We start from the raw sequence: 13,643 nt of genomic DNA, 5'->3' as shown, positions 1-13,643 counted from the left end.
GTCATCGTCTCCTGATTTATTGAATAAATCAACGATTGACCGATTTTACAATTAAACAATTTCGTTAACTAATTCTATAAGTACTTCTTGCTTATTTGTTTGAGTTTCGTTTACTAATTTTCCATTTACAAAAGTGGCAAAAGTTGGTAAATTACTCACATTAGCTAATTTTCTTGATTCTGGAGAATTTTCTGCATCAACAAGTACAAAAGTAATCGCATCGTTTTCTGAAGCCAATTTTTTGAATTTTGGTTTCATAATGCGACAATTTCCACACCATGAAGCTGAGTATTGTACGACAACTTTATCATTTTTAGTGATTAAGTCAGCTAATGTATCTTCGTTTAAATCGATTAACATAATTTATAATTTTTAAAGTTTAAGGAAAAAATAATGGCAATTAAATACACCCAAAGTGCTTTAATTGCCATTAGGAGGATGTTTTTTTATTAATTTAAGCTTAAATATTCAGCAGTGCTTTTTCTGTCAGCGTTCATCGCTTCTTTACCGGCTTCCCAGTTTGCTGGACATACTTCTCCTTTTTCTTGAATGTGCGTGTAAGCGTCAACCATACGTAAGTACTCGTTTACGTTACGACCAAGAGGCATATCATTTACACTTTCGTGGAAAATTTTACCTGTCTCATCAATTAAATAAGTTGCTCTGAAAGTAACATTAGAACCTTCAACAATTACTGAATCTGTTTCTTCACTGTATTCAGTTGAATCGATATCAAGAATACCTAAGATATTAGATAAGTTTCTGTTAGTATCGGCAAGAATTGGGTAAGTTACTCCTTCAATTCCACCATTGTTTTTTGGTGTGTTTAACCATGCAAAATGCACTTCGTTGGTATCACAAGAAGCACCAATTACGATTGTGTTTCTTTTTTCAAATTCCGGCAAAGCTGCTTGAAAAGCGTGTAGTTCAGTTGGACAAACAAAAGTAAAGTCTTTTGGGTACCAAAACAAAAGCACTTTTTTGTTGTTTTTTGTTGCTTCTTCAAAGATGTTGATTTTCAAATTATCACCCATTTCTGAAATGGCGTCTACTGCAATGCTTGGGAATTTTTTTCCTACTAATGACATATTATTTATTTTAGATTAATTTTTTATTCTGCTGCAAAAATAAGACAAACAACGAGTATGTAGCAATAAGGTTTGATGATTAAAATTTATACATCGATAGTATTTGGCTATTTCGTTAATGATTGGTTTAAATTATAATTACAAACCATTGATAATTACCGGTAATGTTCCTTTGCATTCAGAATTATCCAATAATTGTTGCGCGGCTGTTTCTTGAAATTCTACGAAATCTTGGTATACCTGTACGATACCTACCGCTGATTTTAGATTTGGAATTACTTGCAAAGCATAAGGATTGCCAAAAACATATAAAACACATTTTTTAGTAGCCAACAGTTTCTCTAAAAAGAGTAAAACCGCTTCTTCAATATCAAAATGATTCATTGGTTTTGCCTTTGGAACAAATAGAGCAATAAGTAGAGTGTCATATTCATCGAGGCTATTTAAAAGAGAATCAATTGAATGTGTTTCGCCCATTTCGATTGCAAAATCAGGAGAAGGAAGTTTTTGGTTTAGCGCTTTAAAAAATTCGTTCTCGGTGTTTTTATAAAGGCTTATTTTGGCTAGTTTCCCTTTTTGGAAAGCATCTAAAACCGTAGCGCTATTGTTGTTATTGGTTAGTTTTGTAAGGCAATTTTGGGCAATTTTTCGGTTTAAAACAGCCGCCGCTTCAAAATGAAATGTTGCTGAAATAGGATTGATTTGATCAAGAATTCCTGCTTTCTGTTTGCATTTCATCAAACGATTGTAACTGGCTTCAATACGCTCCGGACTTGCATTTTTTAGAATTTCTTGAATGCCTTCGGGAACATTTTCGGCAAAACACAATACATCATTTCCGGCATTAAAAGCTTCCCATTCGAGCTGACCTTTTTGGTCGTACAATTTGGAAACGCTATGCATATTTAAAGCATCCGAAATCACTAATCCATCATAATGTAATTGCTCTCGCAAAAGAGTTTCAATAATAGATTTAGATAAGGTTGCCGAAGTATTTTTGCCCTCATTCAAGGCAGGAACTGCGAGATGTCCTATCATAATGGAGTCCACATTATTCTCAATTCCTTTGATGAAAGGATACAATTCGTTGTCCAATAATTGTTCTATAGTGGCGTCTATGATTGGCAGTCCTAAGTGTGAGTCTACATTGGTGTTTCCGTGTCCGGGAAAATGTTTGAGACAGCCTAAAACTCCCACATCATTCATTCCTCTGAGGTATTCAAGAGCAAAATGAGCCACTTTTTCCTTATTTTCACCAAAAGAACGATAACCGATAACCGGATTATTCGGGTTGTTGTTAATGTCTGCTAATGGTGCTAAATTGTAATGAATTCCCGCAGATTTTAGGTCAAGTCCAATTTGTTTCCCCACTTCATAAACTAAATGAGATTCGCTCACCGGCAAAGCGCCAAGAGTAATAGCGTAAGGATATTGCGGAGTTTTTTCGACACGCATCGCTAATCCCCATTCGGCATCGATACTCATTAAAAGCGGAGTAGTGGCACATTTTTGATAACGAGCTATAAGGTCTTTCAAACGCTGGTAGCTGTCGTCGTTGAATACAATTTTTTTCTTGGTTTCATAATTAGTCGCAGCGCTCGCCCTACTGTGAAAAAAGGTAAGTCCGCCAATGTTATGTTCCTTAATCAAGCGTTCTGTTGCTTGAATATTTTCTTCGGTATCGTTTATAAAAACAGCAGGAAAAAAGAATTGTCCTATTTTTTGTTCTAATGTCATTTTTTGTAAATAGTTAGCATGAGTAGATTTACCTTAATAATTCCTTCGAATTACTTTTCCTCTGTTTTTTTTCCAAATTCTTTTGGAAATACCAGAAAACGAGATAGTATCAGTCCCGGTATCGTTGCCAGAAACACCCAAATAAAGAAATTAGTATAACCCAAATATTCCTGAATGTAACCGCTAACCATTCCGGGAAGCATCATCCCTAAAGCCATAAATCCTGTAGCAATGGAGTAGTGGGAGGTTTTTGACTCGCCATCGGCAACGTAAATTAGATACATCATAAATGCGGCAAAGCCAAAACCATAACCAAACTGTTCAGCAATAACGACAGCGTAAATATAATAAACAGAGGCAGGATGAAAAGAAGCGAGAAGGATGAATCCAATGATAGGCAAATGCATCGCTAAAATCATGGGTAACATCCATTTGCCGAGTCCGTCTCTTGAAATAACGATTCCGCCAATGATTCCGCCCACAGTCAACGCAACGACTCCAAAGGTTCCGTAGATTACTCCTACGTCTTGAGTGGTCAGGCCTAATCCGCCAACTCCTTTATCGTCAATTAAAAAAGGAGTCAGCATTTTTAACAATTGAGATTCCCCTAATCGGAATAATAGGATAAAGGCTAAAATCAAACCGATTTGTTTTTTTTGAAAAAAACTGGTAAAAACGGCTCCAAAACTAGCGTTTGAGGTTTTATTAGATTCTTTTAGAGGAGTCGATATTTCTGTTTTTGGTGTGGCAAAATAATTATAAATAGTAAGTAGAGTCATTATTAAACCAACGATGATCATCGTATAGGACCATGCCTTTTGTTTATCGCCATATTCCTGTTCGAGATAGCCACCTATAATTACCACGAGTCCATTTCCGGTAAGCATCGAAAGGCGGTAAAAAGTACTTCGTATTCCCAGGAAAAAAGATTGCTGGTCTTTTTCTAAAGCTAACATGTAGAAGCCGTCGCTGGCCACATCATTCGAAGCCGAGGCAAAAGCTGCTACCCAAAAAACAGCCAGACTTATTACAAAGAAATGATTCATCGGAATCGTTAATCCTACAATTAAAAAGGCGATTGAAATAAGTAATTGCATGGCTATAAACCATTTTCTTTTGGTCGCATATAGATCGATAAACGGACTCCATAAAGGTTTTACAACCCAAGGCAAGTATAAAAGGCTGGTATATATCCCAATGTCTTCATTGCTGATTCCCAGATTCTTGTACATGATTACCGAAACCGAAATAATAATAGCATAAGGCAAGCCCGAGGCAAAGTTTAAAACAGGTATCCAATACCAAGGTCTATTGTCTATTTTCATTATTTTGAATGGTGTTGAATGGTTTTTGTCTCTGTTGGCGTATGCAATAAAGTGGCTTCACTTTCATTGCCATAATAATCAATAAAAGAAAGGGCATAAGCATAAGTTGGATCTAAATCATTTTTTTTGATAACGATGTCAATGCTGTCTTTTTTCTCTTTGAATGCTATCTTATCGATAATCTGACTAGGATCATTCACATCAATTTCAGTATTGTTTTTAGCTCCATAAACCATTACATATCGCTGCATTCCGTTTAGCGGATAATTGAGTGTATACGTAGTAGTGCTATCGGTCTTTGTGGTGTTGCAAACAGTTGGTTTATCCATAACTATTTTTCGAGAGTTAGGAACCACATAAGGAAGAGCAGGATATTTATATTGATTCTCGGTCAATAGTTTTGTTACGGCTTTGTTTTTATTAACAAATGATTTGGCACTAAAAAAAGCATTTCCATTAATGTTCTGATACGATCGGGTCACATCGATTTGGTTAGGTATTTCACTAGGATTGTTCCATCGTTTATCAGAATCGGCATTTACTTTATAGCTTCCGTTTCCAATATATACCGCGGTGTTTTTAGAATTTTCGGACCACCATTTTATTAGTTTCGAATAAGAAGCTGTACGGTGATCTAAACTCCAATACAATTGCGGCAAAAGATAATCAATCCAGCTGTGTTCCATCCATTCCATTGGATCGGCAAATAAATCATCATAATTGGTTTGTCCTGCTTGCGTATCAGAACCTTTTGGATCCACGGATTTATTACGCCAAACCCCAAACGGACTGATGCCAAACTGTACCCAAGGTTTGATGCTTTTTATTGAATAAGAGGTATATTTTACAAAATTATTGACATTCAAACGTCTCCAATCATCTAATTTCATTCCGTTGCCGTATTTTTTGAAAGACTCCGTATCGTTAAAGTTTTCTCCTGCAATTTTATATGGATAAAAATAATCGTCAAAATGAATGGCGTCAATATCATAGTTTCTAACCACCTCATCAACAACGGCAATCAAGTGAGTTTGAACTTCCGGCAGAGCAGGATTATAGTAGTATTTTCCGCCGTATTTGATCATCCATTCCGGATGTTTAAAATAATCATGGTCAGGACTTAAAACCTCTGTTTTTAAATCCATCGTGGCGCGATAAGGGTTCAACCAGGCATGAAACTCAAAACCTCTATTGTGTGCTTCGGTAATCATCCATTCCAGTGGATCAAAATAGGGATTGGGTGCCTGTCCTTCTTTTCCAGTCAAATATTTAGACCAAGGGGCTAGTTTTGAAGGGTAAAAAGCATCACCTACACTGCGTATTTGTACAATAACGGCATTGTAATTTAACTTTTTATAAGTATTCAGAATTTCAAGGTAATCTGCTTTTTGTTTCTCTACGGGATCAGTGCCAGCTTTTGGCCAATCAATATTTACAACAGTAGCAATCCAAACGGCTCTAAATTCGTTTTTGGGATGCATCAATTTTTCCTGCGCATTTCCATTTGAAAAAGACAATAGAAGCAAGGGAAGTAACAGTAGAATAAAGTTTTTTGGATTCATTGATTGGAATGTTTTATGGAAATCAAAAATAGTTTTTTTAATGAGATTTATAAGATATCGAACTCCTAAAAATTCAATTCTTTATTTATCACAATTTCTTTGCCAAAATACTATCAGTGGATGTAAAATAGAAATCTATATTTACTTTTTTGGAATTAAACTTTAAAAATTATTTTTTTGGTGTAAAGCCACCATAGGATTAGAGACCAAAATACAGCATATATTAAAGCAAACATTAATGAAGCATTCATTGGGTTGCTAAAAAGGGGGACGATATAAAATTGATATAAGAAGCTTTGAAGATTGATTTGTTCGCCGGATATTTCTGGGTTTTGAATGTTGATTGCCGATAAAACTCTTGGAATTATACCTGAAAAGAAAAACACAATCATGGGATTTACACCCCAAAATAAAAATAATGGAGTCCATTTTTTATAGTTTGCAATATCTATAATATAGTATAATAAGGTTAAGCATAAAGTTGCTATACCGGCAGTGTACAACGCATAAGAACTTGTCCAAAGCGATTTATTGATAGGGAAGATGGTGTTCCAAAGCAAACCTAAAACTAGCAATGTGATTCCTATGAAGGTTATTTTCTTGATTATTTCCATTTTGCTAGTTTGTAAGTTTAGCATTTGTCCTACAAACATTCCGAAAATCCCTGTAGCAATGGCTGGTATTGTACTCAGGATTCCTTCAGGGTCCCAAGTTTTAGAAGAACTCCATAGATGTCCGTTTAAAACTAAATTGTCTAGCCAAGCAGCTAAATTAGTTCCTTTTTCAAAATTGGCTACGCCAAATCCAGGGACTGGGATAAATGCCATTAGAATCCAATATCCTAATAAAAGGAAAGCCGCAACTAGGAGTTGTGTTTTTAGATTTGATTTTAAATACAAAAGAGCGGTAAAAAAATAGACAATTCCTATTCGCTGTAAAACGCCAGGCAATCTTACGTTCTGAAATTCTTCCATTGGGCTGTATGCCAATAATAGTAGGATTGCGAAAATTCCAAAAACAAGATAGGTCTTAATTTTTAAACTAAAGTTTCCTAAAAGAGCGTAAGCAACGGCAAAAGTGATCATTAATCGGGCAGCTAATAGAGCGATTCCTTCTAAACCTAATAATTGGATTTTGCTAAAATAATTTAAGAATAGCCCTAAACAGAAAATACGTAAGGAGCGTACGATTATTTTATTAAAGACAGCAAAGTCCAAATGTTTCGTCGGCATTGCAAAAGGGATTGCAGTCCCCATGATAAAAATAAAAAAAGGAAAAACTAAATCAGTAGGAGTACAGCCATGCCATTCTGCATGAGCTAAAGGAGGATAAATGGCAGCCCAACTTCCCGGATTGTTGACAATAGTCATTAATAAAATAGTAAATCCTCTAAATACATCTAGTGAAATTAAACGTTCTCTTGTCATGGGTTGCTTTTTGGTTTTAGTAATTATTAAAAGGATACAGTTTTTAATAATTCGTTAGTTTTTAATTGGGGAACGAAATTTTCCCCATAGATACAGAAGGAACTCCTTTGCGTATTCCAAAATCAGAATGGCCACCAGAAACCGTTTCATTGGCTAAAACGGCAAACAATATCGCTTCTTTGGCATCTCCTGAAATGCCTAAAGCATCTGTTGTGGAAAAAGGACAAGGCAATAATTCTTTTAATCCTTCAACTAATAACGGATTGTGAGCGCCTCCACCAGACATATAGATCGTAAAGCTTTCAGCAGGATCTGTTGAGTTGTCAATAGTGGAACGTATCGCTGCTGCAATGGTTTCGGCAGAAAACCTTGTTAATGTTGCCAATAAATCCGGAACGGAAATAGTGGTTGTATTGCTTTGGCTTTGTGCTTTTCGTACATATTCTACATTAAAAAGTTCGGGACCGGTAGTTTTTGGAAAAGGCTTTTGGAAGAATTCGTCCGATTTTAAAGCGGTCAGAAGAGAATAATTTACAGTCCCTTTTTTAGCAATTTCAGCATCTTTATCATAGGATTTATCAGGAAAATATATTCTGGTAAAAGCATCAATTAAGGTGTTTCCAGTTCCGGTATCGGTAACAAAAACTTCTTCGGGCTTTCTATTGGAGGGCAAATAGGTAAAATTAGCGATACCACCCATGTTGAGCATGATACGATTTTCGCCTTTTTTTCCAAAAAGGAAATAGTCACCGTAAACTGCCAGTGGAGCGCCTTCACCACCTGCAGCCAGATGTTTTTGTCTGAAGTCTGAAATGGTGATAATTCCTGTTTTGACGGCAATGTGATCTCCATCTCCAATTTGTAAAGTGGCATTTGGAAATTTTTGCTGTTGGTGCAAAATCTTTGGGGCATGAAAAACGGTTTGTCCATGAGAAGCTACCAAATCAACTTTGTTAGTTGGGATCGCCCAACGGTTTAGGCAATCCAGAATGATATTGGCGTGAAGCAGTCCAATCCATTCATTCAATAAAACTAGTTTCTGAAAATCAATGGTTTGTTTGGCAAAGACCTTTCTTATTTCTGACTTGGTTTCTTCCGAATAATCTACAGTATCAAATTGAACTAATTGAACCTCTGTATGCTCACCAGAACCTGAAATTGTACATAAAGCCACGTCGAGACCGTCCAAAGAAGTGCCGGACATTAATCCAATAATAGTTCGGGAAGGTTTTTGGGCAATTTTATACAGTGATTCCAGATTTGCGTTCATGATTCAATTTTTAAGCTGTTATTTACAATTTGGATTGTTTTGTCAATTTCTAAATATATAGAAGTGTTTTTATTTAATGATTGCTTCCTGAATTATTTTCTGAATATCTTCTCTGATTTTCTCTTTCGCTAATTTATTTCCCTCAGCAGTCACTTCTGGATAGGTTCTATTTGATAAAAATATGTAGACAATCTCTGTTTCCGGGTCAACCCAAGCAATGTTTCCGGTGAATCCGGTATGACCAAAACTGGATGAAGAAACGCAGGAACAGGTAGGGCCGTCTTTGTTTATTCTTTTATCAAAACCTAAACCTCTTTGAACACCTTCATTACTGTAATAGCAGGTATTGAAGGCATCGAATGTCTTTTCGGAAAAATATTGTTTATTACCATAATTGCCTTTTTGTAAAAACAGTTGCATCATTTTAGCAACATCCATGGCATTTGAAAAAATTCCGGCATGACCCGCTATTCCGCCCTCCATTGCTGCAGCCATGTCATGAACATAGCCCTGAACAACTTGATGTCTAAAATAAGTATCAATTTCAGTAGGCGCAATATTATTTTTATCAAATTTTTCTAAGGGATTGTAAAGGGTATTGTTCATCCCTAAAGTGTTGTAGAAATTTTGTTGACTCAGAACATCTAATCTCTTTTTAGTCTTCTTTTCCAAATATTCTTTCAGGATGATGAAGGTAAAATCACTGTATTTGTATTCTTTTTTGAGCGATAAAGGGCTATCAGCAATGATTTTCATAATAGTGTCGTGATAGTCATTTCTAATAAAAAGACTGTCGGCCACTTTTGTTGAAAATTGACTATCGGCCACTTTACGGTAATATTTTACCAAAGGCTTATTCTGAGCGTCTAAGGTTGCTTTGTAAAATGGAATCCAGGCTTGAAGTCCGGCATAATGGCTTAGTAAATCTTTGAAGCTGATGTTTTTTTTGTTTGTTTTCTTAAAAATGGGAACCATTTTTTTTAATTTGGTATCGAGATTTACTTTATTTTGATCGTACAATTGCATGACATTAGGCAGTGTTGAGATCATTTTTGAAATTGAAGCGACATCATATAAATCTGAATTTGACACTTTAACAGTATTGTCATAGCTGTGGTGCCCATAGGATTTCTGGAAGATCACATTTCCTTTTCGAGCCACAAGTACTTGCATTCCAGGTGCCATTCTGCCATCGATTGCTTTTTGAGCTATGGCATCAATTTTTGATAAAATATGCGGATTCATATCTTCATTTTCAGGAGCCGTAAATCCTAAGCGGTTTAATTTTTCGGTTGCTAGACCATCATTGACCTTAAAAGAGGTATTGATGGAAACCGGTAATTTTCCTTTGGCATCGATAGCCCCAAAAAGTAATTCGGCTGAAACTATTTGGCTAATATCGGAGTTTTGATAGGAAACTACTAGTCCTTCAATGTCATCAAAATTAGTTATTGGCAACAAAGAATAGGGTTTTGTAAAAATATCCAAAATCACTTTGTTGTGTTTTGCAATTTCTTGCAGCCATAGTAATTCGGTTGCTGTAAATTCTTGTTTATCCCAAGTTTTGTTCACTTTATGAAAACCAACTATAACTGTATTGTATTTCTTTAACTCTTGGTTTAAGCTGTCAATATTAGAATTGGCTACTTCTGTTACTTCGGTATATTTTTTTAGCGTACTGACAAAAGTGCTGTTGGTATCATCTCCCAGTTTTACATAAGCAATTTTTTGATCTAAGTTTTTAATAGGAAGTATTTCGGTATCATTTTTTAAAACTGTAATAGCGTTTTCATACAATTTATAATGTAAAGCATCATTTTCTGAAGGATTGATGTCATCATGTAAATTGTTTAGGTCTATGGGTTTGTAATTGTTTAATCCTGCTTTAAATTTATAGCGCAATATTTTTTTTACCGAATGTGCTAAACGAGCTTCGGTAATTATTCCGTCAGCATAGGCCGATTCCAGTTTTTTAAAACTAGCCGGTACGTTAATTGGGCCAAGTAAAATGTCATTTCCAGCAAGAATTACAGCCACTTCCAGATCACCAGGACTTAGAAAATCAGTAGCGCCTTTCATGGCTAATCCATCGGTAAAAATCAATCCTTCGAAACCCAATTGTTTTTGTAGTAGATTGGTCACTATATTGTAAGATGCAGAGGAAGGATGATTTTCTTGTGTTTCTAAACTTGGAATATTCAGATGAGCCACCATCACAGATACTAAGCCTTCATCAAACATTCGTTTGTAGGGATACAATTCAACCTTGTCAATTCGCTCTTTGGAAAAATCGACTAAAGGCAAAGTATGGTGCGAATCAGCAGAAGTGTCTCCATGACCTGGAAAATGTTTACCGGTGCTAAAAACACCTTGACTTTGTACCCCTTTCATTAAAGCAATGGCCTTTTCACTAACATTGGTTTTGTTTTCACCAAAAGAGCGGTTACCAATAATTGGGTTTTTAGGATTGGTGTTGATGTCCAATACAGGGGCAAAATTGAAGTGAATTCCCATTCTCTTACTTTCCTTGGCCATATTTCTTCCTACATTCTCGATTAAACTCAAATTTTCAATAGCGCCCAAAGTCATATTCCAAGGATAACGATAAGTCGAATCTAAACGCATGTTTAAACCCCACTCAGCATCTATTGCTACGAATAACGGGACATCAGATTTTGACTGATAAGCATTAGTTAATTGAGCCTGACGCATTGGACCTCCTTGAAAGAAAAGTAAACCACCTACTTTGTACTCTTCTATTAGGGCTTTGACTTCTTTTTCATGAACTGAATCTCTGTTAGAATAGGCCGATATCATAAACAATTGACCTATTTTTTCTTTAACTGACATTTTGTTGTAAATACTGTCTACCCATTTAGCTTCAATTTCAGAATCTTTAAAAAAGTTTTTTCTTTCAGATTTCTTCTTAGCTATATAATTGTCGTTGTTTTCTAACAAAGAAGTTTTTTTCAAAGTCGCTATCGTATCGTTTTTTTTGGAAATAGCACAATTGGTAATCAAAAATAAAAATGCGGTGTAAAGGCTAATTTTTATAAGGTAATCTTTCATCTAATTATTTTTTTAGCAACTGGGTTTCATTGCTGGTTTGTAATTGATTAGTAAGTTTTTTTTTCGAAAGTCTAAAAACTTATTCTTGTATTTGAATGGGAACTTGTAACATACAATCCCAAATAAGTCAATAATCCATTGAGTACAATCAGCTCATTGTCAAATACGTAACCTGAAAACAATACTTTAGAGTTTTCATTGATTAAATAAGTAAGGAAAGGCGCCAGAAGACATATAAATGGAACTAATTTATCATTGACATTTCTTGTTTTTTGGAACAATCCAAAGGCGTATAATCCTAATAAAGGTCCATAAGTATAGGAAGCGACCTTAAATATCATTCCTACAACTGAACTGTCATTGATAGAATTAAAAACGAGAATGACAAAAAACACCAAAGCCGAAAAACCAAGGTGAACAAAATGTCTTTTGCGCACCGAATTCTTTTTAGTACTATTCTCTGTCTTGTCCATACCTAAAAAATCGACGCAAAAAGACGTAGTTAGTGCTGTCAGGGCCGAATCAGTAGTAGCAAAAGTGGCCGCAATAATCCCTAATAAAAAGATAATTGCCGGAATTATGGATAAATGATTCAATGCAATTTCAGGAAAAAGTAAGTCGGTTCTTGGTTTGCCTGTAATTAAATCAACCGGAACTGCAATTCCGTTTTTATTGGCATAAATGTATAGCAAGGCGCCAACACTCAAAAAGAAAATATTGATAAGTACGAAGATTCCGGTAAAGGTAAACATGTTTTTTTGTGCTTCGCCAATGTTCTTACAGCTCAGGTTTTTTTGCATTAAATCCTGATCGAGCCCAGTCATGGCTATAGTTACAAACATTCCTCCTAATATTTGTTTTACAAAATGGAATTTGCTTCCCAGAAAATCATCAAAGAAAAATATTTTTGAATAGTTACTGTTTTTCACTTCTTCGAAAGCGCCAATGGCACTTAAATCCATCTTGTCGCAAATAAAATAAATGGTCAGGAAAACCGAAGTAACTAAGAAAAATGTCTGTAAAGTATCCGTTATAATAATTGTTTTGAGTCCGCCTCTGTAAGTGTAGGAAAAAATGAGAAGCAAAGAGATCAATACGGTCAATGCAAAGGGTATGTTGTAATAATCAAATACGAAACGTTGCAATACAATTACCACTAAATACAGTCGAAAAGCCGAGCTTACGGTTCTGCTGATTAGGAAAATAGAGGCTGCTGTTTTATAGCTGTAAAGCCCCATTCGCTGTTCTATGTATCCATAAATAGAGGTCAGATTCATTCGATAATACAACGGGAGCAATAACTTTGTGATTATTATAAACCCGATAGCATTACCCAATACGAACTGAAAATATTTGAATTGTTCGCCACTCGCGGCACCCACTTCTCCCGGAACAGATATAAAAGTTACTCCGGAAAGCGCGGTTCCTATCATCCCAAAAGCAACTAAATACCATTTGGAGTTTTTATTGGCTGTAAAAAAAGCAGCATTACCATCATCTTTTCTACTGACTCTATGCGAGATGTAGAATAATGTACCGAAATAGATGATGATCAGGATTAGAATTGCACTTGGAGTCATTTTATATCTTTAGTTTTTTGGAAATGATTGACAGATTTTATAATTCGGGCTGTTATATTTCTAGATTTTTATTTTCGGCCAATAAAACAGCTCTAACACTTTTGTGCTTTTTTAGTAGTTCTAATGCCATTTTTTCATCAATATGAAGTTCTTCTACGATCATTTCTACTCCCCTTTGAACCAGTTTTTTATTAGATAATTGCATGTCGATCATTTTGTTGCCATAAATACGTCCTAGTTTAATCATAACCGATGTTGAAATCATATTTAAGACTAATTTTTGAGATGTTCCGGCTTTCATTCTCGTGCTTCCAGTTAGGAATTCAGGGCCTACAATCAATTCTATGGGATAATCAGCTTCTTTTGAAATCAGGCTTTCACTATTACAGGAAATACTTCCAGTAATGATATTATTTTCTCTTGCTTTTTTTAATCCGCCAATAACATAAGGAGTATTTCCCGAAGCTGCAATTCCTATTACCACATCTAAACTACCATTGACGTTTTTATTTATATTGTTAAATATCAATTAGTTGCATATTTAATTCAATCGCCTTTTTGGTTAGAAATTTAATTTGTTGTTCT

General features: G+C 35.3%; 9 protein-coding genes and 1 pseudogene. All 10 read right to left on the bottom strand.

What is annotated here, in order from left to right:
* Positions 1 to 51 precede the first annotated feature (51 nt).
* Positions 52 to 360, bottom strand: coding sequence for a thioredoxin family protein (locus BUB25_RS12470; RefSeq protein ID WP_072944861.1), 309 nt, complete (start codon positions 358 to 360; stop codon positions 52 to 54).
* Between the two features lie 89 nt (positions 361 to 449).
* On the bottom strand, positions 450 to 1,088 hold the full coding sequence (locus BUB25_RS12465; protein WP_072944859.1) for a peroxiredoxin: 639 nt from the start codon (positions 1,086 to 1,088) through the stop codon (positions 450 to 452).
* A 138-nt stretch (positions 1,089 to 1,226) separates the two neighbouring features.
* A complete protein-coding gene (locus tag BUB25_RS12460; RefSeq protein WP_072944857.1) occupies positions 1,227 to 2,825 on the bottom strand; it encodes a glycoside hydrolase family 3 protein in 1,599 nt (532 codons plus the stop codon).
* 50 nt (positions 2,826 to 2,875) lie between these two features.
* Complete coding sequence (locus BUB25_RS12455; protein WP_072944855.1) at positions 2,876 to 4,150, bottom strand: MFS transporter; 1,275 nt, start codon at positions 4,148 to 4,150, stop codon at positions 2,876 to 2,878.
* Positions 4,150 to 5,712, bottom strand: a complete 1,563-nt coding sequence (locus tag BUB25_RS12450; protein WP_072944853.1) for a glycoside hydrolase family 10-like protein — start codon at positions 5,710 to 5,712, stop codon at positions 4,150 to 4,152. The genes BUB25_RS12455 and BUB25_RS12450 overlap by 1 nt, the downstream gene beginning before the upstream one ends.
* A 155-nt stretch (positions 5,713 to 5,867) precedes the next feature.
* Positions 5,868 to 7,139, bottom strand: coding sequence for an acyltransferase family protein (locus BUB25_RS12445; RefSeq protein WP_072944851.1), 1,272 nt, complete (start codon positions 7,137 to 7,139; stop codon positions 5,868 to 5,870).
* Positions 7,140 to 7,200: 61 nt separating this feature from the next.
* A complete protein-coding gene (locus BUB25_RS12440; RefSeq protein WP_072944849.1) occupies positions 7,201 to 8,409 on the bottom strand; it encodes an anhydro-N-acetylmuramic acid kinase in 1,209 nt (402 codons plus the stop codon).
* Between the two features lie 69 nt (positions 8,410 to 8,478).
* The gene (locus BUB25_RS12435; RefSeq protein WP_072944847.1) at positions 8,479 to 11,478 is read right to left on the bottom strand and encodes a serine hydrolase domain-containing protein; all 3,000 of its coding nucleotides are present in this window, start codon (positions 11,476 to 11,478) and stop codon (positions 8,479 to 8,481) included.
* Positions 11,479 to 11,549: 71 nt separating this feature from the next.
* Entirely contained in the window at positions 11,550 to 13,058 is a 1,509-nt protein-coding gene (locus BUB25_RS12430; protein ID WP_072944845.1) for a sodium:solute symporter, read from the bottom strand.
* A gap of 52 nt (positions 13,059 to 13,110) precedes the next feature.
* A pseudogene (locus tag BUB25_RS12425) lies at positions 13,111 to 13,551 on the bottom strand (N-acetylmuramic acid 6-phosphate etherase); the annotation flags it as partial.
* Positions 13,552 to 13,643 lie beyond the last annotated feature (92 nt).

Origin of the sequence: Flavobacterium granuli (genome assembly GCF_900129705.1) — a bacterium.
In the GTDB taxonomy this organism is placed as follows: domain Bacteria; phylum Bacteroidota; class Bacteroidia; order Flavobacteriales; family Flavobacteriaceae; genus Flavobacterium; species Flavobacterium granuli.
This window is presented reverse-complemented; position numbering and strand designations above follow the sequence as displayed.